The following is a 24,293-nucleotide window of genomic DNA, read 5'->3' as shown; positions in this document are numbered from 1 at the left end:
TGAAAAAATTGTTGTTTTTATCTTTAATACTATGATGATGTATGAGGTGGACTCTGTTGTAAAAAATAAAAATAATTAAGGTTTCTATGTTGTTACTAAAAAAGATACTTCCAAGTTCTGTTAAGCACTCACTCAAGAATTTGCTAGGATTGAATTCTCTACAGCAAAAAATTGTAGATGTAGAACAACAGCTTCCTACCATACAGCAAAAAATTGTAGATGTAGAACAACAGCTTCCTACCATACAGCAAAAAATTGTAGATGTAGAACAACAGCTTGATACTATCCCACAAAAACTTATTAACATAGAACAACAGCTTGATATTCTCACAAAGTCGAATTTAGTTACAGAATTTTATATACCTAGAAATAGGTATCAGTTTAATGCTACATACTTAGGCAATAATCGAGTAATTGCCCCACATCCTTTGGCTTGTCATATCTTTTTAGACAGTCGGTGTATTCTAGTCACACCACAAATCATCAGTCAAGCTTATGAAACAGGGATAGTAAATTACTTAAAAGCCAATATTAAACCAGGAATGAAATGCCTAGAAATCGGTGCTAACCAGGGATTTCACACATTGACTATGGCATTTTTAGTGGGATCAGAAGGTCACGTTGTTGCATTTGAAGCAAATCCTCAGACATTCGCTTATCTCAATGACTCCATAGTTTCTAACGGTATTTTGCCAAGAGTTACTTTAGAAAATAAAGCAGCTTTTGACAAAGATGGTGTAGTTGAATTTAAACAACTTACACGTTATGCAGCAGGTAGTCATATTGCTCTTTATGAAGAAGATTGGACGGATTCACTTAATGACGGAAACACTATTTCAATTCCTGCGGTCGATATTAACGCTTATCTGCTAAATAACAATTTCATACCAAATTTTATCAAAATCGATGCAGAAGGAGCAGAACCTTATATATTTCGTAGCTTATTAGATGTTGTAAAACTAAACAATGAAGTAAAAATTATGATGGAATTCGTTCCAGGAACTTTTGAATTTGTTGGAGGTTTAGCATCATTTACTCAAGAGATTTCTTCACTAGGGTTTAAGTTTTTTGCAATTGATATATCGGGTATAATTCAAGAAGTAACAAATCAAGATGTGGTAGAGACTGTAGGATTTGCAGATTATATTATTTCTCAATAATAGCCTAATAAGTTGTACCTTATTCAGTAAGGTATTAATCTGAATAAAGTGCTTTTTGCTTAATCAAGGTATATAAAATTTTAGTAGCGATCGCTATGTTATCAGTCAGGGATGCCACAGAGATTATTTTTAATTTAGTCCAGCCGTTAGATAGTCAACAAGACACAGAAATCGTCGATTTATCTACAGCACATGGACGCATTCTGGCTACACCTGTAATTAGTCCTCTAGATTTTCCCCATTGGGATAATTCGGCGATGGATGGCTATGCGGTACGTTATGAGGATGTGCAAAATTCTAGTGGTGAACAGCCAGTTAGTTTAGAAATTGTCGCAGAAATTCCCGCAGGTGATCAACCACAGTCTACACTGCAACCAGGACAAGCCGCGCGAATATTTACAGGGGCGATGATGCCTCAAGGTGCGGATACTGTGGTGATGCAAGAAAGAACACACCGGGAAGATAACCGCGTGTTGATTATGGCTACACCAAAACCAGGGGAATTTGTCAGACGCAAAGCCGCTTATTATCAAGCAGGGACACAATTATTACCAGCAGGTATTAGGTTAAATGCACCAGAAATTGCTGTGTTAGCAGCTTTACAGTGTTCACAAGTCAAGGTTTACCGCCGTCCTCGCATAGCGATTTTTTCTACAGGAGACGAGTTGGTAACACTGGAACAGCCTTTACAACCAGGACAAATTGTTGATTCTAATCAATATGCTTTAGCTGCTTTGGTGCGGCAAATTGGTGCAGAACCAATATTACTAGGTATCGTCAAAGATCATCCCACAGCCTTGACAGAAACCATTAATTATGATGTCAATAATGCTGATATAGTCATTTCTTCCGGTGGTGTTTCTGTAGGCGATTATGACTATATTGACAAAATTCTAGCGGCACTAGGCGCAGAAATTCACATTCGTAGCGTAGCCATGCGTCCCGGAAAACCCCTCACTGTCGCCACCTTCCCTCAGTCTCCCATCTATTTCGGTTTACCAGGAAATCCGGCGGCAGTATTGGTGACGTTTTGGCGATTTGTGCAACCAGTGATAAGGAAATTAGGGGGACTGGCTGAGGGTTGGGAGCCAAGATTTGTGAAAGTGCGATCGCATGATGAATTGCGATCAGACGGTAAGCGCGAAGTATATGTTTGGGGAAGCTTACATTTGGTTGATGGAGTATACGAGTTTCATCAGGCTGGTGGGAGTCATAGCTCTGGTAATTTAATTAATCTGGCGCAAACTAATGCTCTAGCTGTGTTACCTGTGGGTAGAACATTAATTGCACCAGGGGAGGAGGTAGAAGTTTTAGAGAATGTTTGAAAAGTCAAAAAGTATACTAAAATCCCCTCCCCGAAATATCCTCCTTCCCCTAGCCACTTAACAAAGCTTCCACAAACTCGTAGCTAGAAAAGGGACGTAAGTCTTCAATGCCTTCCCCTGCACCAATAAAGCGGATGGGTAAACCTAGCTGCTGAACAACTGCCAAAGCAACACCACCCTTAGCAGTACCATCAAGCTTGGTTAAGACTACGCCACTAAGTTGGGCTGCTTGAGAGAAAACTTCGGCTTGTCGCAAGCCATTTTGACCTAGAGTGGCATCTAAAACCAAGAGAGATTCTATTTTGGCATCAGGGGCTTTTTTATCAATAATCCGGCGGATTTTACTGAGTTCATCCATTAAGTTTTTCTTATTTTGCAGTCGTCCGGCGGTGTCTACCAGTAATAATTCAGTATTGCGAGATTGAGCAGCTGCGATCGCATCAAAGACAACGGCGGCTGGGTCTGTATTTTTACCAGGATTAGCAATTACTTCTACACCACTTCTTTTCCCCCAAACTTTTACCTGTTCCACCGCCGCAGCTCTGAATGTATCGGCTGCACCAATCAAGCAGCGATAGCCTGATTTTTGTGCCAGGTGAGAGATTTTACCAATAGTAGTGGTTTTACCTGCGCCATTGACTCCCGTGATTAACCAAATATTCAGACTATCTTTATCTGGAGCAAAGCTAGGTGTGTGAGTTGTCTTGAGGGGTGCGTCTAGCATATCCCGCAAGATTTTTTTCAAATAAGCGATCGCTTCTTCTGGTGGGGTAACTTCGTCGCGCAGTTTTTTCTGGAGGGCATCGATAATATAATCTGTCGCTTCTACACCCACATCAGCTTGCAAAAGTAGCGACTCAATTTCTGACACAGCCGCTTGGTTGAGAGGCCCTTGTCCAACAATTGCCTTCAACTGGTTGAGAATATTCCGCCGGGTTTTATCTAAGCCTTGCCGGAGTTTTTTCAGCCAAGTAATCTCTTCAATAGAAATATCTTCTGCTCGTCTACCTTGAGATGCTAATACTTCTGCTGACCAAACAAACCCTTCATCAAACGACAATCCGCCAATTTCCTCGGCTGTTTGTGCTGTAGCAGTTGGTTGTATGACTTCTGGTTCTGGTACTTCAATTGCACTAGCAATCAACCGTTCTTGCTTGGCTTCCCGTTCTGCGACTGCCCGTTCGAGGAAGGATAATGTCGTTGGTGAGGTTTCTGGTGATATATCTGACGTTTCCGTAGATGCTGAGGCTAATGGTTCTGGAGATATTTCTATATTTTCTGGTGTAGTCGGCATGACTACTGACTCAGCTTCAGCTTTTACCTCTGTTACTTCTTCCTCTGGTGGTGCAGTAGTTTCCGTCGTGTCGATAACTGGTGATTCAGTAGTTTCTCCCTCTACAGTTTCTGTTGCTGAATCTGTTGTAGTCTCTACTTCTGAAGATTTTTGTTTTTCTTGAATATTTTTATAAGCAGCTTTCGCAAAGGCCAACAAGTCAGATGTAGAGTCTGGAACATCTGATGTCGGTGTTGACGTTGCGGTAGGTTCTGGTGCTGGGGGTGTTTCTCCCTGCTGTGTATCCGGGGGAGTATCTGAAGGATTGTTTTCGGGACGACGGAACCAATTAAAAACCATTGCAGCTAACGGTGGTAGTTATTTAGGTGAGTTATGAGTTATAAGTTTAATTTAACTGTGTACTCTTTCCTGGTGTAAAAACCTCCCAGTTATCCTCACCTGAAATTTCAATGCTGACGCTAAATTCCTTTGTGCCTTTGTGGTTAAACCAATGATTTTTTACCACAGAGACACAGAGACACAAAGAAAATATAGTGTCTAACCCATTACGAATTATGAATCAATTCTGCCTTTTTTTGTTCTGTGACTCGGCGCAGTACACCGTTGATAAATCGATGACCTTCATCGCCACTGTAGCGTTTAGCTAATTCTACCGCTTCGTTAATTGCCACACTGTTGGGCAGATTTAAAAATAACATTTCTGCCACAGCGATGCGTAAAATATCACGGTCAATTTGGGCTAGGCGTGTCATTTGCCAGTCTACTAGAGCTTGAGAAATTTGCTCATCAATCATCCGACGCTCTTCGCTGACTGTTTTGACAAGGGTGATAGCATATCTGCCAACTTCCCGATCCTGATTTGCCAACTGAATTAATTCCGGAAATTCCACTGCTGCACCTAGCTGATTAATTGCTGTTTGCGTGTAAGCAACTGCTTCTTGCAGCATAGTCCGAGCAGTATTTAAATCGGAAGCACGAGTTTGACTGGTTAATAGGCGATCGTTACTGCGTTGTAGTTCAGCCGCCGCATTATCCAGAGTGTCTTGTACTTCTGCTCTCAAGGTACGCACTGTAGCTAGAACTAACTTGGGTAGGTGTTCTTCTGTTAATTTTTTCGGGTTTACTGGTAACTGACTCAGGCTTAAAAGAGCCAGTTCACGAGCAATCTGCTGTGGTTTACGGTCTTGCATAGAAGTAAGTATTTCAGTACTAATTTAATTTTTTGGTGGCAAATTAATCAATATTTGATCAAGCCAGACAACCATCTTATCTATTTGGCTGCGACTTTACCGGATTTTTTTAGGTTTCTTCGATGGAGATGGCTGGATGTTTGAGCTTTTGGGTTGTTGTTTTCAGATTATGTTCTGGGGATATTTTCAAGGTTGTTAGAGGTGGATTTGGTGCAACAATGCCGCCAGAGACTATTACTTTAAAGGCATCTTCTACAGACATAGAGAGGTTGACTACTTCATCTTCGGGAACCACAGCATACCAACCTGTAGTTGGGTTTGGTGTAGTGGGAATAAACACACTCAGCATCGGGCGAGACATTTGGGATTGAATTTCGCTACTCATCACACCTGTAACAAAGGCGATCGCCCAAATTCCTCGACGCGGATACTCGACTAAAATCACCCGGCGAAATTTCCCATTGGAATCTTTGAGTAATGTCTCTAACAGTTGTTTGAGGGTTTTATATACCTGTCCCGCTAAAGGAATCGCCTGTAATAATCGCTCACCAAAGTCTAGCAACCACCTACCAGCGATATTTCGCGCCATCAATCCAATTACCAATATACTTAGTAGTGGTACAGCAAAGCCCACTGCTAAATTCAGTATACTTACTAGTATTGGATTTAGTCCATCAAAGGGATTAAGTTGTTTGGGAACTTGCGTAAGAAAATCAATTACCCAATTAGCGATGGTAATTGTCAACCAAATTGTTGTCGCTAGCGGAATGACTACCAGCAACCCAGCAATTAAGTCATTTTTTAAGTCTTGTTTTAAGCGCTCAATCCCCAAACTTCTACTCTCTTTTTTCAGGATAGTGGAACTTTCGTTATTGGTACTCATTCCAGTAAATATGTTGAATTGGCAAGATGTTTCTTGTGGTTTTTTATACCACCAATGAATACCCCAAGTACCAAGCTTGGGGAATGTTAGCTAATTACTACAAACTTTTGCTAGGGTGCGGTTACTACTAGCATAGAGCGAATTGAGACACATCCCCATCAAAACAAAAAGTATTTTTGTCTGGCAGGACTTTACTTTTCTTTGTACAACTTGTAAATGATTGTTGCAAATTTCTTAGTTATTACCAATAATATCGCACTCAGTTAAAAGCTGCTCATCTAGAAAAAGCTGGCTAATTTTAGTCGTCAGCTGAGTCTGTCTCTAACTTACAACAGACTAGGTAAAAGAGATTTTTCTGAAAACAGGGTTTACAAATATTAACTTTAGTCATTAGTCATTGGTCATTAGTCATTAGTCATTATTTCTTCATTTTGAATTTTGTTAGCGCAGCGTAAAGCCTTCTCTTTCAGAGACGCTAACGCGAACGGCATAGCTTCGCTTAGAGCGAGTCCGCGATAGCGCAGCGTTAGCGACGCAGGAGCGTCGCGTCATTTTGAATTTTGAATTGATTTCTCTCCCTCACTGAATTTTGGGGTTTCTGATGTGGTATGGTGAGATTCTGAGTTACTTTGTAGGTTGGGAACTAACTGTGCTTCTAGGCTAGGAGTAGGAATATTTTTCATTTCCCAAGCTTTCAGCAAAATCAGATACTCATAGAAAGCTTGTAGTGTACACCATGCCATCCCTGCTTGCCCGTCTAGGCAACCACCTAAAATAAAGTACATATATAAAAAACGTAGTAATGGCCTAGCAGGTAGTCTCAAAGATAAGTCTTTTAACGCCCGTCTTCTGGCAACTTCTGATTTACCGAAGAACAAATCTAGCCATTCCACCTTGCCATTTTCTAATTGGTGTAAAGTCTCCTTCGCTTCATCAGTCGAGTAACGGTTGTGTTTTTCAATCCAGCGACTTAAGCCCTTACTACAAGTGTAATGGGGATAGGTTTCTTTCAAAAAACTGGTAGCCCCATTGCAAACTTCTCTCTCAGTGTGACCATAATCTGTAAACCAAACCTTACCGTGACGGAACAGACGCATTTGGTAACGGGGGTATTGAGTGCTACGGCGAATCCACTGATTCATAAAAATCACCCGTTCGGCGACATAATAGCCGATGAAGTCAGGATTTTGAATTGCTTGTTCACATTCAGCAAACAATTCTGGTGTCATTCGTTCATCTGCTTCGAGAATATATACCCATTCATGTTTAGGGGGGATCGACTCTAGCATCCAAGTGCGTTGGCGGCCGTGGCTTTCAAAAGCGTGTTCGACAACACGGATGGGATAACGATGGGCAATTTCCAAAGTGCGATCGCTGCTACAAGAATCGACAACAATAATATCATCCGATAGCATCGCCGACTCAATACAGGCAGCAATATCTATTTCTTCGTTATAAGTCAATATGTAAATCGAGAACATTGCCTAGTTTTATAGTAATTTGGCTAAATACTCAGTATCTTTTGATTATCAGATGAGTTCAACAAACAGGCAGTAGGCACTTTCAAGATTATTTGATTTGCACTACTGCCCTATTGATGAATCATGGATTAACGGGCTGGCACTTTCTTAGTGCGTCCACCACCTTGAAAAGCACCCATACCTCTCAGTCCTGACCAACCGATGATGATGTAACCAATTGACAATATGAGACTGCTAATACCAATCCTTAACCCAGATTTCCAAGCATTATCTTTAGCTTGTTTCTCAGCGTCTTCTTTGCGTTGACGAATTTGATTCAATCTTTGATTAGCAAGTCCTTGGGGATCTGTTTGCTGGGCAATAAACTTATCCAATTCTTGAGGATTTGCTTTAAATTTCTTCAACAATTCTTTTTGTGCTGCTGGCAATTGGGGATTATTCAAAGCTTGTTGATATTTCTGGTCATTTTGCAACAATTCCGTAAACTGTGCTTTAGCTTGGTTACGTAATTGTTCTAACTGGGCTTTTCCTTGCTCGTTATTCAATTGAGCTTGAAATTGAGATAGCTGGCTTTGCAGTTGATTTTCTGCGTTTTGTGCTTCTTGATTGATTTGGTTGACAGCTTGTACACTAGCTTGGCGGACATTATTGAGATGTAAGGGAAAAATCAGCAAGAATATCAACCCTAAGATACTGGCAAGTATCAATACTGGGAATCTTAAATCAAAACCTGTCGAGCGATCGCTATCGCCAACACTTTCTATCCAGTATCCAGTAAATAATGCGCCTATTCCCACCAAAGGCACAATACCCCTGTCAACAAGTGCTGTTGCTAGATTGATTTGCCATAACCTATCTGTGGGTTGAAATGGCAATAACAGAATCAGGAAATCGAGTAAAAACGAGACAATTAAAACGATACCCACAATTTTGAGTATGAGGGCAGCATTTACAGAGGCAAAGCGGTTAACCATAGTTTTCCAGACTTTTACTAAATTCGAGTGATTGTCCTATTTAAAGTTACTTGAATATTGTTCCCGTAACACTGCTTGTTGTATGAATCTACCCATGTGGCTCACAAAAAAGTCAATGCCATCATGTTACAAAAATTTTCCCCCTGGGTTTGAAACTATACTACGGTAGCATTGGTTCTCTGAGGTGTCGCCAGAAAAGTTTTAGTGTTTTTCAATACAAGAAAATCATAATTTTACTTATATCATTTTAACTGTCAGGAAAATAGAGGCTAAAGTGTTATCCATTACCAAAATCCCCATCCCCTCGCAAGTATGATTTTAATGGTAGTGTCTCCCAGACTCTTTGCCAAATCAGTAAATCCTCTGGTCTATCAACATCAGACAAAATAGGCAAATACATAGATGAGATATTAAGTTGAGTAGCAATATCTACAGTCTGTTGTAATACTTGCGAGGTTCCCCAGTCAATATTTACAAATAATTCTGAGATAAAGCGGCGCAAACCAATTAAGTAATAACCACCATCAATCGCCGGGCCAATGACTAAATCAACACTTGACATTCGTGCAAAAGCTTGAGCCAGAATCAGAGAATTTGCACCTGGGCAGTCTGTACCTATTATAACCACTTGTTCTGCATGATTTTGAAACGCATCATTAAGCGATCGCGCCATCCGTAAACCCAGATCCCCTTCACCTTGGGATTGGTATACTAAGTCAAATCCCAACCACTCTTGCATTAGTTGCAAATTTCCGCCCACAAACCTCACTTCTGAAGATACCCTAACTTTTGTTTGCAGTTCTTTAACTTGCATCAGGGTATGTTCAGTCATCCGCCGTTGCAAATCAGCAGCCCCAACACCACCCAAAGTAGGTATTAATCTAGTTTTTGTCTTCCCCGGTTCTGGATAGCGCGTAAAAACAATTAAGTGCTGTCTATTAACCTGTAGTGATTTCAGCACACAAATCCTGCTTAATTTAGTTAATTATCACACTCACTATAGCAATCTGATTTGATTAAGGAGTAGTGAGTGCTGTTAGCGGAAGCGGGGCGTTTAGCCCGTGCTGAGTGAGGGAGTGAGGGAGTGAGGATCAATTCAAAATTCAAAATTCAAAATGAAGAAATAATGACTATTGACCATTGACCATTGACTATTGCCTAATAACAATAATCACCCCCACTATTAGCTGTACTACGCTCCTTTGCTGTACGTACGGCTCCTAAAATAGTGGAAACATACACACAACGCTTGACCTTGCCACCATATTTACCAGATAAAGTAATCCTTCCTAAAGGTGGTTGTCTGACATTACCTTGATAATCAAACTGGATGCGCCTGACACCGCTAGACTGCTGTAAAGTTGTTTCGTCATCTAGACGCACATTCGCATCTAAGTCATTCCAGTATGCAGCAGCAGGATTCACACTCATCGGATGAACAGCCCATTGAACCACACCATTTTGCTCACGAAAGCTAGCTTGCCAAGACAATTTTTCCTTGCTGGCTTGGCTTTGGGCTTGCCGCATGGCATTGTAAACTTCATTTTGCGCTTTATTGAGACGCTGAATTTCTAGAGAAGCCAACCAACTGGGTAATCCTATAGCGGCTAGTATACCAATCATTAAAAGAACTGCTAATATTTCCGGGATAGAAAAACCGTCAGTAGAGCAATTTTTTAAGATATCTTTTCTATGAACGAAATATAATCGATGCACCTGATATATAAATGAAGAATTTTAACTACCAGATATTAGTTAAAACTGTGGCTGTAAAGTTTTGACTCTTGGTTTAGTAAGTAAAACTGTAGATATATCCGCAGGCAAAATCATGATAAACATAGCTTTGATAAAAAGCTTGAAGATTAAGTTTAATCGTTGCCATCTAGAAGTATCATAAAGGAAGTAGTGCCAAACGAACTTGACTGCATTTGCACCTTTTTTTCTCTGAAATGGCTGTTGTAGAGCTTTACAAGCTAGATATTTATAAAGGTTAGCCAAGCTTAAATGCAAAATATGATTACCTATATTAGGCGCTGCTCTATAAGCTCGTTCAAGTACTTGTAAACAGGCTTTTTCTTGCCTGACAAGATTGGAAGATAATGAATTACCGCTAACTCGATACAATATTTGTACCACAGGCACAGCAACAAAAGAATTATGTGCAGCTAATCGCAACCACATATCCCAATCTTGAGCAGCCTTGAGAGATTCATCAAAACCACCCAATTCTATTAAAGCTTCTCTAGAAATTAAAGGGTTGGAACCATTTTCTAAAAAGTTGTTAACTAGTAAATCTGCGTAGACATTGCCATTGACAGTTGTATGTGTCCCCGCCACTAAAAAGTTACCATCTTCATCAATGTAGTTAGTCCAGCTATAAGCAACTTTCGCTTCTGGGTTTTTCTTTAATGCTGTCAACTGAGATTCCAATTTATCTGATGTCCAGATATCATCGGCATCCAAAAAGCTGATGAAGTTACCTACCGCCAAATTTAATCCCCGATTCCGACTCACATTTCCGCCTGCATTTTCAAAAGAAAATACTTTGAGTCGGGGGTCTTGAATTTTAGCAATAACGTCTACAGTTGAGTCCTGAGAACCATCATTAATGACAATTAATTCAAAATTTACAAAAGTTTGCTGTAAAACAGAATTTATTGTGGCTTTGATAGTTTTTTCGCAATTATAAGCTGGTATAATTACAGAGATTAGTGGTAAAGTTGAATTTAGTTCATTCATTGTTTATTTTTAGATTTTTAGTCACTAAAAATTGACAAGAATCCCTCATTCAATATGTTGAATGAAGAATACTCTAATGCCTCGGTTGAATAATTTAAATCAACCGATAATTAGACATCGACCGAATTTAATTCTGCATTGCCCAAAATACTTGTATTAGAGACGTTGCAGTGCAACGTCTCTAATACTACATTCATATTCGGAGATGTCTATTTTATGAATGGTTAGCTAATTTCAACTTATTCGATATTTTGGCTAGTAGCTTCAGAAGTTTTACTTAAATTATGGAAATAGAATACAAGTAAGTAGAAAGGACTTAGTAGACTGCCTAAATAGAAATTAAATTCGACAAGTGCCGCTATATCATTAGGTAAATTGTTTTTATATTTAATAATATGATGCAGTATTCTCCGCAGATTACCAAAAATAGTTTTTAGTAAAATTACTGGGGACTGCCATTTCTTAGCATTAATTAGTCTGAGTTGGAAAATACATAGTCCACAACCACGGGCTATATTCAGCAAATATTTTTTTTCAAATCGCCAATGGGGAATTTTATGAGCAATGTGCATAGCGGGGTTGTACCAAATTTCCCAGCCTGCTTTGTAGATGTGTAGCAAGGCTTCTGTATCTTCGCCACCAACCATTAAGTTACCGATTCTGCCCTTAAAAATTAACTCTTGAGGTACACTTTCTAACCAAGCTTGTTTGCGGATAACAAGTGCTGCACCTGGGGGTAATTTTAAGTTTTTGGCATCGAATATATATGCTTGTTGACCATGTTCTCGAATTGCCAAAAAAGCTTGAATGCGTGAGAAATTATCTGGGGGCTTTACTTCAAAATCACCATGTATCTGACCACTCCATGCCCCTGCTTGAGGATGGTCTTTACCAAAATTATAAGACTCTACAACCCAATCAGATGCGGGTAAATTATCATCATCAAGAAAAGCGACAAATTGCCCTTTAGCTTCATTGACAGCCCTGAGTCTGGCAAAGGCTAGTCCTTGTTGGGTTTCTAGGAAATAATGTAAAGAACATTGAGTGAATTGGTGTTGATAATTTTTGACAACATCAGGTGTGCGATCGCTGCTATTATTATCGATAACAATAACTTCCCATCGGATATTTTCTGTTCCTGTTTGCGTCAAAAGTCTGTCTAAAACTTGTGGTAGACGTTCTGCACCATTCCACGTCGGAATAGCCACAGTAAAATCTAATGTTTCCAAATTTTTCTCTATGAGTTCATTCATAATTTGTTAGCTTTATTTAAATAACCATTTTTCCATAGATAAAAAGGACTAATCAGGCTACTGAGAAACAATTCAGTTTCACACGCTACGACTAAATCAGTTTTTACCTTCGTGCCATACTTGAGAATTTGGACAATAATCTTTCTGATGTCATTAATCATGTAAAGAACAAACAGGAATGGTTTTTGATATGGTTTGACATTTGCCATTCTCGTTACATAGCGACTCAGCCCAATTCCTCTAAAGAAAGGAATGAGATATTCTTTTTTTAATCTGCCACTAGGTATTTTGTGATATAACTCCATCTCTGGGTTATACCAAACTTCCCAACCAGCCTTTTGGATGTAACACAACATCTCTAAGTCTTCGCTAGTGAGCATATTACCACTCACTCTACCAGTCAAAATCGGGTTTTCTGGGACACTCTCTAGCCATGCTTCTCGCCGGACAACTAGCCCCGCAGAAGGAGGCAGCAGCTTTTTGATGGGGTCGTAAAATAAAGGTTGATTACCTCGTTCGACAATTGCTAAAAATGGACTAATTCGACCAAAATTTTCTGGTGGTTCCACTTCCCAGTCCGGGTGAATTTGGCTACCATATGCACCAGCTTGGGGATATTTTTGTGCAAAAGCATAAGCAGCTGCTACCCAAGTTGATACTGGATAGTTGTCATCATCCAAAAAACCAATTAATTTACCCGCCGCAACTTCTACTCCGGTTTTTCTAGCGTAAGCTGCACCTTGTTTTGCTTCAAAGCAGTATTTCAAAGGGGAAGGACACTGCCAATTTTCTTGGTATGCCTTCACAACTTGGGCTGTATTGTCAGTACTGTTATTATCTACAACAATAATTTCCCAAGCAATATTTTCAGTGTTGATTTGATTTCGCAGCCTTTCTAGTAGTTCAGGCAAGCGATTCGCGCCGTTGTATGTCGGTATAGCTACGGTAAAATCAAGGCTGGCATTCATTGTTTATAGATGACAATTGGATTGAGTTGATTTCTCAATGTGTCGGTAACATAATTAGTAACATATAAGACTAAAAAACTGCACCTCATATCCTGCATTTCTTACAAAACGGTAGGGGCGGGTTCACAAATATGCTTCAATCATTCACGAATATCTCGTTAACCCGCCCCTACAGCCTCTGGACTTCGGTTTGATAAATTTCGTGAGAAATCCGGGATATGACAATTTTGCTTTGAAGACACAGTTTATCGTACAGTATTTTTATGGGGTATTGGTTAGCAATTAGCAACATCAACTACTTAGCTAATCACACTCGGCATCTCTCTTGGTAAGCGTTGCACCTAAGATGGTTTTTATGATAACGCAACGCTTGAGATTACCATTTGATGCAACAAGTTTGATGCCGGGCGTTTCTGTTGAACCTGTGGGAAAGTTGGGATTTATCAGAGTACCCATGTAATCAAAAGCAATTGTTTGTGGTGTACTCAAATCATCAAAGGAAGTACCAACAGTGTTTTTACCGCTAAGATTTGTTGTAAGTATAACTTGTCCAGGTTTAATACTTAAGTCTCCAATTAAAGACCGCCATCTATTGCTAGCTATAGAAGATGCAGCTTCTGTATCTGGATGAATGACAATTTTAGGTATTTGACTTTCAACTTTAAAACTAACACTGTAAGCCAGTTTTTTTTGTTTGGCTTGTCGCTGTGCATCTTGGATGGCTGCTAAAACAGCATCATTTGTTTTATTGACTCTTTGTCGGTTGATAAAAGCAGACCAACTAGGTAGAGCGATCGCTGCTAATATACCTATCATTAATACTACTGCGATTATTTCTATCATACTAAAACCAGCATCTGCTTGAGCAAATCTATTTCGCTGCTGGAATCTGGTTAAAAGAAATTTATGATTAAATTTTTGTAACTTCAATAAAGCTGTGCTGTGCATACTATCCTTTATATTGATTAGCTAAAGAAGTTGCAAAGGTTATTTGGTAAAGATGAATCCTCGACCCTGCGCCCGGACACTGACATTGGGGAAATAAGCAGAAACACTGTTAGTGAAGGGAATATTATTTTTGTTGTATAGGCGAACAAAAGCATTGCCCCTTAAATAAACCTGTGCTAGTATCTCTGTCGCATCGACACAGCCATAGAAGCCACTAACATTACCACTGCTATCATTTCCGACACGTTGTCCACTAGAGCAAGTTGCTGCGGGGGCATTAGTACTAGTACTAATGAAATCAACCAAAGTATCTACACGCTGAGTATAATTGTCCGATGCAGTTAATGCAGTTTGCCATTGGTTCATCTTTTCCTTGAGGCTAGCACCAGTAATAGTATCGGATAGTGGTGGTGGATTATACCCTGCACTACTATTGTTGCCTACAGCATTAGCATTAGCAGCATTAACTGTACCTCGAATTTGAAATCTACCAATTCGTGCTGAAGGCGACCATGTAGTGTTAGAACCATTGGGATTGGTGATTAGGTAATAAGCTACTAGGCTATAGGTATAGCCGTCATTTTTTACAGTATCAGTAGCAGAACTAACACCAACGCTACCCTCGACAAATTCTCGTTTCCAAAAAACCAATACTGGGGTGCAAACACTAGGATTAGTACCAGTACCGACACTACAATTAGGTGCAGATTTGACTGGTGGTATTTGGTCTCTAATTCCAGAAGAACCAATAGTGGTAGTATTGCGATCGCGTGTTAGCCCATCAGCATCGTAGATATAAACTGCCTGTTGTAAATCTCGTGCTATGTAATCTAGTGCGGCTTGCAGTTCTTGCTCAGTAGTGACTTTTGCTTGTTCTCGGCGATCGCTATCTAAAAGACCAGTCATAAACAACATTAAAGGTGTTATGACTAAAAAAGCCAGAATTATAGCTACCAATAGCTCAATTAAGGTAAATCCGCTATTTGTTGTCTTAATTCTCTGATGTTTTAAGTGTAGGCTGAGAATAAACTTTAGTGGACTCATTATACTGAGACTTCCTTTTGTTGACAGAGACAAAAAATCAACATTTAATTGCACCCACCAACACGAGCGCACAGGTCGCTGTATTTAGGTACAGTGTCACTAATTTCTGTAGTCATTTCTACTAGAGGTGTAATACGTTGACCTATACCTGCGGTAAAAATTGCTTGTTTTTTCAATGTAAGTGACTGACTATCGTTATAGTCCTTTGATGCTCTCAGACTGATGCTGCTTTTAAAGGCATCAGCTCTGTAAACTCTTACACCTAAAATATATCCATTGCTAGCTGTACTACCACTAACTGAGTTGTAGCGAAAAGCTTGTATCACCATATCTGTAGAGCTAGTATGTTCACATTTAGGAGGATCAGGAGGACTAGCAGTACTAACTGGTAGATTATCGAAATCTATGCAATACAAATTTGTTGGTGTATTTAATGGTGATGTTGATGTATTTGTGCAGTAGGAATTGGTATTACAACTAAAACTTCCTGAAGGTGTGGGAGCAGCAAATGTTGATATGTCAGCAGTACTTGCTGTTGGAGAATCTATTTTTTTAGCTCTGACTGCATCGATATATGACCTAGCAGCTTGAGTCGCTAATTCCACCCGTCGGGATTGTACACGAGTTGCTACTGATAGAGAAAGGACGGGAGCGATCGCTACTAGCAAAATGCCCACGACAATGATTGCTACCAAAGACTCGACAATAGTGAAACCCTGCTCACTAGATAGTGCTTTCTTTCTAACCCTATTTTTGTATAACCTTTGTTTACTCGCTTGTTTCCTAATCATGGCAATTTACCCAGTATTTACGACAAGTTTTTATGTCACACCTGCTCGAAAACTTCAATGATTTGTTGATATCAGTAATGGGTAATCGGAACAAAAAATAATTACCAATTACCCATCACCAATTACCAATCAAAACGGTAAGTCAAGAGATTTATCAGACTTGAGATATTAATCGTTGGGAATCGATTTACAATCACTGGGGCGATATTGACCAGGAACTGCATTTACATATGTCGTTCCCGTTCCCAGTTCACCAGCGCAAAGTAATGTTTTCACCCAAGCATCATCTCGACCAACTTCTCTAAAGAACTCATTCGGGCGACTTGTGGGAGGTGAGGTAAATCTTTGAGCAAATAAATCTGGTTGCTCTGACAATAACCCGACATCAAAACCCCAAGTTCTGTTAGTTGGTGGTGAGTAAGTTGGTAATAGACCGTCGCTGTTTTTCGTGGGATAAATATCTAAAGCATAATCAAACAAACTGAGATTATCCGCAGCAGTGGCAACTGTAGATTGTCTGCTGGAAAACATGGGTGAAATTGGTGCAGTAGCATAGCCACTTCGTTTTAATTGAATAAAGCTACCGCTAATTCTGGCTGTTCTGCTATCCCAATTTTCCAAAAACCTGACAAAGTTTTGTAACCCTGCTGAAAGTTCATCTGTCCTGCTGGGACTATTGCCTATAACAAAAGTAGCGTTGAATGTCGTGTTAGCTCCTTGCTGTAGCCAACTACCTCTAGAGTCATCACTATTGGCGATGGTAGTAGCATCTGCCCTTAAATTGGGAGGGACATTATTTGCATCGTGAATCTGCAAGACTGGTACTAAAAGCGGTTGACCATCTAAATCAGGGTCAGTACCAGCATCAGGGCCATCTATAGGGGGGTAATAGAAGAGTGGTTTGTCACTTGCGTAACTAATTGTTGTTATGTCTCCTGGGTTAGTTGTGCTAGTGGTGGTTCTAAACCAGAGAGCGCGGGTACTGGTGCTTGTTGAACCGTAATCAGTACCGTAGGTACAGCCATTATTGCTATAAGTATTACCTGTCGTGTCTAGAGGACAACTGACACCCATCGGTTTATAGATACCTGTACTGGATTCAACCAAGTTGTTGTTATTATCACGGGCAAAAGCAACCCGACGAGGAAAGCGTCTATCTTGATCTACTGAACCTTGCAGAGCTAACCTATCATTTGAAGTATCTCCGGCTCCTAGTCGTTGTCTGATTGTCTTACTACCAGTCCCGTATGTAGTATTCCACCAAGTTGAAGTGATGCTAGTTGAGCTTGGAGCCGCAGCAAGTGTTGCTCTTCCTAACTGATATGCCTTAATATCTCTTTCTAAGTCGCTACTGTTTACTGTTCCATCACCATTAACATCAAATGAAGCTATATCGCCTACATCACCATCCCCGTTTATATCAAACCCGACTACCCAGTCATTAGGCCCGCACTCTGAAATTAACAATTTGCGGCACATTTCCATGACATATAAAGGATGACTATTAACTCGGCGCTGAATTGGTGTGACTCCATTAACTACATAAGAATGAATAGCTTCTGTTCTAGGAGTATTACCACCACCTGTCCATAGGGAACTGGTAGCGTAGTTATTCTCCCAGAAGCCATTTTTCAAACGATTGCGTCTTCTATCGTCTAAAGTCGCTGGTAAAGCTGTGGGATTTAAGCCATCTTCTAATGCAATACCCGTGTTATTGTTCAGATCGTAGTCGCCGTATCTCCGTTGACCATCAACAAAATTGGTAGAAAGTAATGTCATGGAATCGGCAATAATCGTTGCAGGTCGCCAAAAGTCGCCAGTTGTATCACCAGCAGGTAAAGTACATCCTGGTCTGTTTTTACGACAAGCAAAGCTTTCATTACGGGTACTGCGATTGTAGAAGTTGGTAGTTGCTTCTGTTTCGGTAAATTCTTCAATCCCACTAGTAGTGCTTGTGCTGTGCAAATTAAAGTTACCCCTAATGTAGGCAGGCAAGTTTGTAACTAAAATCAAACCTTTTTCTTTAGAGTTATGAACATTTGTACTAGTTCTAGCTAATGTTCCTCCGTTTACTAGACGAATGCCATTTGGACGGCGACGAGGATCAAGCCTAAAGTCTGTGGGACTGAGTAACTTTGAATTGGATTCTTCCCGAACATTGCCTTCGGTATAGCCCACACTTTCATCACGCAAGCCATCATCTCTAGTGGCAAAAACAATGCCACTGTAAGGTAAAAGATACTCATCAGCTGTGATTGCCGTGTTAGTTATACCTATACTATTTGTTGTGCTTAAATCAATGTCTGTGACCCGAACTTCTAGAGGTTGACGCTGTTCAATGTCTACGTTGTATGTAGTTGATGTAATTGGTGTACTCAGTTGCTTTACTTCCCGCGCATCCAGGAACGCAGACTCACTGATTGCACCATGCTTAGGTTGGTTAGTGGGGGTTGCGACAAAAGAGTTTTCAGCACTCAAAATTGAAATAGCACACAACGCAGTATCAATCGCTGAATAGTCAGATAACTGTAAGCCTGTACTGGGTACTGTGGTGGGTAAACTACCAGCATTGGTAGCTTTTAAATTTACTAAGGCTTGTCGTAGAGAGTCATTAGCCCAACGCCCATTGGGAAATTTTAAGTTAGCTTGTCTTTCTAAACGAGCTTTGTTGGTGTTATAAAAGGTTCCTCTTCCGCCTGTAGGGTAACTGTAGACAATACCATTGTTAGATTTACCTCCAGTAGCAGAGTTCCAGGGTAGGTTAACAGTTGTGGGTGTAGTTGCTGGTGGTACTGGTGGAACAGTTAGACCTGTTTTATTTTTATTTGAGTTTTCATCTGAGGGGTCGTAGTAGCTACTGACACAAGCAATCGGCTCTTGGTCGTTACCCGAATCTACTTTATAGTGATAAACAGCCGTTGCCCGCATGAGTAAATCGCCTGGAAGATTACTTCCAGGGCTAGACATGGGCATAGTATCAGGCCAAACTAGTACATCATCTGTACCTGGGGTGACACCGGGAGCCGCAGTTGGTACAGGTAAAAAGGAATTAAGAGTGCGGGGGTAATATGGGCCAGTCGAAGCCGTAGTTGTAGCGTTGACTGTACTACCCGGCCCGTCTACATAGAGTCCTGCACCGGTAACAATTCTGACACCACCTACACTATCTAAATCGTTGATAGGATTTTTAGCAGCGTTTTCTTCCCAGAAGCCGTTGCGGTCAGATAGACCTAAGTCTGCAAGTGCCTGTATTTGGGTGTTTCGCCATCTTTGCGTTTGTGGTTCTGTACCATTTCTCGTCCATGCTTGGGCAGTAGTACCACTGGAGAAAATTGGCTGGTTTGCTTCTGAACCTACATATTTGTTATTAAGTACCCATTTTGCTGGGAGGTTATTACCTACTAAAATGCGATCGCCTAATTCAGTTTGAACCCCTTCTCTCCTTTGCAAATTGGGATGTGTGGCTCTTAGTTGAGCTGGGGTCATGGCGATAGTGGTTGCACCAGTTAACTGATTACTGGAGTTAATTGGTTCTCTCCAGCTTGCTGGAGGTGCGAGAGTGTCACCAATAGTGGTATCACCCAAGTTAGAACTGGTGTATCCTGTTGTCGCTCCTACTCCTGTGACATCTGATACTTCTGCAAAGGGTACTCTGCGGGTGCGATTTCGCAGATAAATTTCCATTTCGTCGTAGAGAATATTTTTTGCTGTTTCTAGATCGTCAGTACTGAGAATTTTATTATTGGCATTATTTTTTATGTCATCCGGGTAAGTGCTACCAGTAATAGCAGTTTTGAAAGCACTAGTAGTAGTGGCGCTATTACAACTTGTACATAATGCGATCGCATCTGTTTTCATCGCGGCGATGCGTTGGTTAAATGCCGCATCATTATATTCGACGTTACCAGCACTATTAGAAGCGCCTGTCGATCTGTTCGTACCATCAATGTCAGCAGTCGTGATGTTATTACCAAAACCTCTAAAAAGATCGACTGTAACACCACCACCACTTGCTAATGTGAAGCTACCATTTTTAACATTACCGCCAACAATAATCTGTCCGTTATCTTGATTATAAAAACACGATGTTTTACTACTAACTTGTCGAACAGTTATATTCCCGCCAACTTCAGCGACTAGCAAATTACTATTGGTATGAATTCGACCGTTAAGTGCTAAATTCGTACTACCAATCATTATTTCTAAGTCATTCTCAAACCAAACTGCATTATTTGGTAGAGGAATACGACTGCGGTCTTGTTGTAGTTCTAAAGCAACAACACTCTGGTTGCCTTTGTAAGTTTCGTATTCGGTTGTACTCAGGCTACCAATATTAGTAAGTGGCACATTCACAACATAAACAAAAAAGCTTTTCCCCAAATTTCCACTATTTAGCCGATACCAACTAGAATTACCTACCAAACTAGCAAAACCAGTGGCATTACTGCACGCCTGGTTTGTTGTGGCATTATCCATAGGTGGGGTTCTAGCTTCTAAGGAATTTCGTTTACGATTAAAATTTCCTGTTGTGGCATCTCTGGTGGGTGAACGGAAAAATATACCGTAGAGCGTAATGGTATCTTTTAGTCCATTATTATCTGTGTCAACGGCATATTTCCAAGCTGTTTTTAATGTTTCATCATTTTCTAATGTTGTACTGCTCGTTGGCTGAGAGATAGTACCACTATTATCTATATCGAAACCCATTTTTAAGCGAATTTCATCACCAAGCTTATATCTATCTCTTTTCAATGCTTCGTATAAAGAACTATCAGAGGGAGTTCCTCTTGGTAGCGTAGGATCTTCAAATAGAGCATCCATTTTAGCTCTAGCGCGATCAATGGCTGGTGTTGCTGCATTCAACACGACTTCATTTACCCGCACATTACTAGCATTTTTTGCCCTTTCAAAAGACCGAAATAAAATTGCTGTGGTTAGCAAAACAACTACCAACGCTACCATTGCTACTGTGGGTAAAACAAAGCCAGCGTTAACTGTACTACGCTTGCTTCTATTGACAAAAAACGTGCGTAGTAGCCAAATAATCTGTTTTTTAATTGGTAATAAATATTGTTTTCTAAATTTCCTAGAGCTTTTTTTTATTGTCTTGATTAGCTGGCGTTTGATAGGCATGACTGCTTTCCTGTCAACTATTTTGTTACAGAATTATCTTTTTTCGCAATTGACAATTATGCCTATAGATTTAATCTAAAGGCACATTTTAAAGTTATTTTCTTTTCTAGAAAACTGTTTTACTAACTCCCAATTTTGATTTTTTACTTTATATCATTGTTTTGGTTTTGAGTTTTTTCGGTAAATACTGAATTTTATCAAAATATTTAACTCATGAGTTAGCAAAGATAGCAGCATCATGAATTTACATTACTTTGATAAAAAGGTATTTCATGGGCAGCAGACTTTATGAAGATATCCCTATTTAGATGAACTTATATTACCCAACTAGACAATAAAATATGTCACTAAAGCAAAAATAAGATTAAATAATGAAAAACCTCCTCGACAAGAGAAGGTTGATTAAGTAAATATTCTTGATAAATTTTTATGAGATCAGAATACACCCAAAATTTTTCTAAAAAAAGGAAATTTATCCGAATTACTACCCCCTTGAGAAAGGAAGGGGGATACACTTACGTAAAACTCTCAAAGGAGATGGAAATTATCCAGGAAATACAACCAGGATATTCCATACCTTACTTGAGAATTTTAGTAATGATTGAGGTTAATCCCAGCTTCTTTTGCCATTGCTTCTAAGCCTTTGGTTTCTAGGCTTTTGATAGCTTTGGTGGATAGCTTCAGTTTTACCCAACGATTACCACTAGGCCACCAAACGCGCTTGCTTTGGAGGTTAACTTGTTGCAAGCGTTTGGTACGGCGGTGGGAGTGGGAAACTGCAAAGGCGTTGTTGGCCTTTTTACCAGTTAGGTCACAGCGACGAGACATAATGCGGATCTCCAGGTGAGAATTCAAGTACAGCCTTTCTATTTTAGAAGCTCTAGCACGAATATTAGTGATGCCAATGCAAAATATCTCTGTGTCTTTGTCTTGAAAAGTTCAGATGCCTGCGGCAAGCCGCAAAGCGTCTACGGAGGAAACCTCCGCTCCGACTTTTCGCTGTGTCTCTGTGGTTAGATAAATGATTTTTTTTCACCACAAAGGCACAAAGACACAAAGGAATTTGTTGAACAGGTTGCTAGCTATTTGCTTGTTGTGTCAGTTTGGTGAGTACTTCATTGGAACGTTCGACGAAAGATTTCATGCCGTCTGCGTCAAAGCCTTTCTGGGACATGAGTGCTAAATCGTAAACGTGTTGGCAAATTAAGTTAACTAGGGGATTTGTGGGTGATTGGGTGTCACTTTGAATGATTGTACCTTGATTGAGGTTGACGAGATTTTGAATGAGGGGATGGGCTGTATTCACTAGTAAAATGTGGTCTTCGGGAAATTCGGCATTTTGCTGTTGCATCATGGCGTTCATTTCTCGCAGACGGCGGAGAATTTCTGGTAGGAGAACGATCGCCGGTGGTGTACCTTGGGGATCATCAGACTTTAATGCTTCTGTGCGGATGTTGACTTTGGGTTTGTTGAGGGATTTTTCAAATAATTCTTTGATAATCTCACTCTTGGTTTTGTTGGTTGTGGGGTCAACGATTTCTCCAGCTTTGTCTTGTTCTAGTAGGGTATTATCTAAGTCTGAGTCTACCCGTGTAAATTTGACATCGTTGTATTCCCGTTCCAGGAAGTTAATGAAGTGAGTGTCGATGAAGGAGTCCATAAACAGGACTTCTAAGCCTTGGTTTTTGTGCAGTTCGATATAAGTGGCTTGGCTGGCTTCATCGGTGCTGTACAATACCCGGTTTTCGTGGCGTTCTTTGTTGCGTTCTAGGTATTCTTTTAAGGTAGTGTAAGGTGTGCCAGATGTGGCAGCAGGTTTGACATCTTGCCAAACATCTCCCTCTTGGGATTGTACTTCAACTGCGGGAGTTGCCGCCGCTTGTTCCTCAAGTTTGGCTGTGCTGCGAAAAACGATGATGTCTTCGACCTGTTTTTTAAATTTCTCGTCGTTGAGAACACCGAACTTGACAAAAGTCCCTAAGTCTTTCCAAGCGCTGATATATTGTTCTCGGTTGTCGCGGTACAGTTCTTTAAGTCTATCGCCTACCTTCTTAGCAATATAATCGCCGATTTTGCGGACTGTGCGATCGCCTTGTAAGGCACTGCGAGATACGTTCAGGGGAATATCTGTGCTATCAATCACACCCCGCATTGGTGTGAGAAACTGGGGAATGATTTCTTCACAGTTATCACTGACAAAAACTTGATTACAGAATAATTTGATTTGTCCTTTGGTGACATCAACATCAGGGCGCATTTTGGGGAAGTACAAAATCCCATTGATAATGAAGGGATAGTCTGTATTTAAATGCACCCACAGCAGGGGTTCTTCCTGGAAAGGATATAAATAGCGGTAAAACTCTAGATAATCTTCTGGAGTGAGATTATTAGCAGATTCCCGCCAAGCTGCTTTTTGTTGGTTTATGACTTCACCTTCCAGTTTGATGGGTACTGGCATGAAGTCGCAGTAAGTCTTGACAAGATTCTTAACTCGTGATGGTTCTAAGTATTCTTCTTCTTCTGGTAGGAGAGTTAAGGTAATTGTCGTACCAACAGTTGTGCGGGATGAATCTTCTAAGGTGAACTCTGGTGAACCATCACAAGTCCAATGAACTGCTTGTGCGCCTTCTTTGTAAGATAGGGTATCAATTTCTACCTTTTGCGCCACCATGAAGGAGGAATAAAAACCCAGACCAAAGTGACCGATAATAGGTTGGTCTGCTTTGCCTTGGTACTTTTGAATAAATTCTTCAGCACTGGAGAAAGCGACTTGGGTGATATATTTCTTCACTTCCTCTGCTGTCATACCGATCCCATTATCGGTGATGGAGAGAGTTTTTTGATCTTTGGCGATCGCAATCTGAATTTCCGGTTCATCCACATTTCCGGCGTATTCCCCAGCGCGAGATACCATTTTCAGCTTTTGGATGGCATCTACAGCGTTAGATACAAGTTCCCGCAAGAAAATTTGATGGTCGGAATATAGCGACTTCTTGATAATCGGGAATATATTTTCGGTATGAATACTGATAGTGCCTTGTTCCAGCATGGCTTTTAATTAATAAAAGTGTTATCAGTCAGGATTTTAACGGCTGTTCGCCAAGCTGTCA

18 protein-coding genes are annotated in these 24,293 nt (G+C 40.3%); 2 read left to right on the top strand and 16 right to left on the bottom strand.

Features of this window, described 5'->3' with window-relative positions; translation table 11 throughout:
* Positions 1-86: 86 nt before the first annotated feature.
* Both FD725_RS17805 and glp read left to right on the top strand, forming a co-directional pair.
* Complete coding sequence (locus FD725_RS17805; RefSeq protein ID WP_179049374.1) at positions 87-1,160, top strand: FkbM family methyltransferase; 1,074 nt, start codon at positions 87-89, stop codon at positions 1,158-1,160.
* Positions 1,161-1,255: 95 nt separating this feature from the next.
* A complete protein-coding gene (glp, locus tag FD725_RS17800) occupies positions 1,256-2,485 on the top strand; it encodes a gephyrin-like molybdotransferase Glp (RefSeq protein ID WP_179049373.1) in 1,230 nt (409 codons plus the stop codon).
* A gap of 49 nt (positions 2,486-2,534) precedes the next feature.
* Here glp and ftsY read toward each other — a convergent pair whose 3' ends face one another.
* The 16 genes from ftsY to htpG form a co-directional block, all read right to left on the bottom strand.
* Positions 2,535-4,118, bottom strand: a complete 1,584-nt coding sequence (gene ftsY / locus FD725_RS17795; RefSeq protein WP_179049372.1) for a signal recognition particle-docking protein FtsY — start codon at positions 4,116-4,118, stop codon at positions 2,535-2,537.
* A gap of 206 nt (positions 4,119-4,324) precedes the next feature.
* A complete protein-coding gene (gene nusB / locus FD725_RS17790) occupies positions 4,325-4,969 on the bottom strand; it encodes a transcription antitermination factor NusB (RefSeq protein WP_179049371.1) in 645 nt (214 codons plus the stop codon).
* A gap of 109 nt (positions 4,970-5,078) precedes the next feature.
* Complete coding sequence (locus tag FD725_RS17785; protein ID WP_179049370.1) at positions 5,079-5,852, bottom strand: DUF502 domain-containing protein; 774 nt, start codon at positions 5,850-5,852, stop codon at positions 5,079-5,081.
* Positions 5,853-6,400: 548 nt separating this feature from the next.
* Entirely contained in the window at positions 6,401-7,333 is a 933-nt protein-coding gene (locus FD725_RS17780) for a glycosyltransferase family 2 protein (RefSeq protein ID WP_256871646.1), read from the bottom strand.
* A 128-nt stretch (positions 7,334-7,461) separates the two neighbouring features.
* Positions 7,462-8,307 carry an HpsJ family protein gene (locus FD725_RS17775; RefSeq protein WP_179049369.1) on the bottom strand — a complete coding sequence of 282 codons (846 nt, stop codon included), beginning with the start codon at positions 8,305-8,307 and terminating at the stop codon, positions 7,462-7,464.
* Between the two features lie 277 nt (positions 8,308-8,584).
* On the bottom strand, positions 8,585-9,268 hold the full coding sequence (locus tag FD725_RS17770) for a TIGR04282 family arsenosugar biosynthesis glycosyltransferase (RefSeq protein WP_179049368.1): 684 nt from the start codon (positions 9,266-9,268) through the stop codon (positions 8,585-8,587).
* Positions 9,269-9,465: 197 nt separating this feature from the next.
* On the bottom strand, positions 9,466-9,990 hold the full coding sequence (locus tag FD725_RS17765) for a Tfp pilus assembly protein FimT/FimU (protein ID WP_372726740.1): 525 nt from the start codon (positions 9,988-9,990) through the stop codon (positions 9,466-9,468).
* A 72-nt stretch (positions 9,991-10,062) separates the two neighbouring features.
* Positions 10,063-11,046: a glycosyltransferase gene (locus FD725_RS17760; protein WP_179049366.1), complete on the bottom strand. Its 984-nt coding sequence runs from the start codon at positions 11,044-11,046 to the stop codon at positions 10,063-10,065.
* 239 nt (positions 11,047-11,285) lie between these two features.
* A complete protein-coding gene (gene hpsE / locus FD725_RS17755; protein WP_179049365.1) occupies positions 11,286-12,299 on the bottom strand; it encodes a hormogonium polysaccharide biosynthesis glycosyltransferase HpsE in 1,014 nt (337 codons plus the stop codon).
* Positions 12,296-13,267: a hormogonium polysaccharide biosynthesis glycosyltransferase HpsE gene (gene hpsE / locus FD725_RS17750; protein WP_179049364.1), complete on the bottom strand. Its 972-nt coding sequence runs from the start codon at positions 13,265-13,267 to the stop codon at positions 12,296-12,298. Before hpsE (FD725_RS17750) ends, hpsE (FD725_RS17755) begins: the two co-directional genes overlap by 4 nt.
* 303 nt (positions 13,268-13,570) lie before the next feature.
* Positions 13,571-14,215: a type II secretion system protein gene (locus FD725_RS17745; RefSeq protein ID WP_179049363.1), complete on the bottom strand. Its 645-nt coding sequence runs from the start codon at positions 14,213-14,215 to the stop codon at positions 13,571-13,573.
* 39 nt (positions 14,216-14,254) lie between these two features.
* Entirely contained in the window at positions 14,255-15,259 is a 1,005-nt protein-coding gene (gene hpsC, locus FD725_RS17740; protein ID WP_179049362.1) for a hormogonium polysaccharide secretion pseudopilin HpsC, read from the bottom strand.
* Between the two features lie 44 nt (positions 15,260-15,303).
* Positions 15,304-16,050: a hormogonium polysaccharide secretion pseudopilin HpsB gene (gene hpsB / locus FD725_RS17735; RefSeq protein WP_179049361.1), complete on the bottom strand. Its 747-nt coding sequence runs from the start codon at positions 16,048-16,050 to the stop codon at positions 15,304-15,306.
* 168 nt (positions 16,051-16,218) lie between these two features.
* Complete coding sequence (gene hpsA / locus FD725_RS17730; protein ID WP_179049360.1) at positions 16,219-21,183, bottom strand: hormogonium polysaccharide biosynthesis protein HpsA; 4,965 nt, start codon at positions 21,181-21,183, stop codon at positions 16,219-16,221.
* A gap of 591 nt (positions 21,184-21,774) precedes the next feature.
* Positions 21,775-22,011 carry a 50S ribosomal protein L28 gene (rpmB, locus tag FD725_RS17725; RefSeq protein ID WP_179049359.1) on the bottom strand — a complete coding sequence of 79 codons (237 nt, stop codon included), beginning with the start codon at positions 22,009-22,011 and terminating at the stop codon, positions 21,775-21,777.
* Positions 22,012-22,261: 250 nt separating this feature from the next.
* Entirely contained in the window at positions 22,262-24,232 is a 1,971-nt protein-coding gene (gene htpG / locus FD725_RS17720; protein ID WP_179049358.1) for a molecular chaperone HtpG, read from the bottom strand.
* Between the last annotated feature and the right edge of the window lie 61 nt (positions 24,233-24,293).

It is taken from the genome of Nostoc sp. TCL26-01, assembly GCF_013393945.1.
Classification (GTDB): Bacteria; Cyanobacteriota; Cyanobacteriia; order Cyanobacteriales; family Nostocaceae; genus Trichormus.
This window is presented reverse-complemented; position numbering and strand designations above follow the sequence as displayed.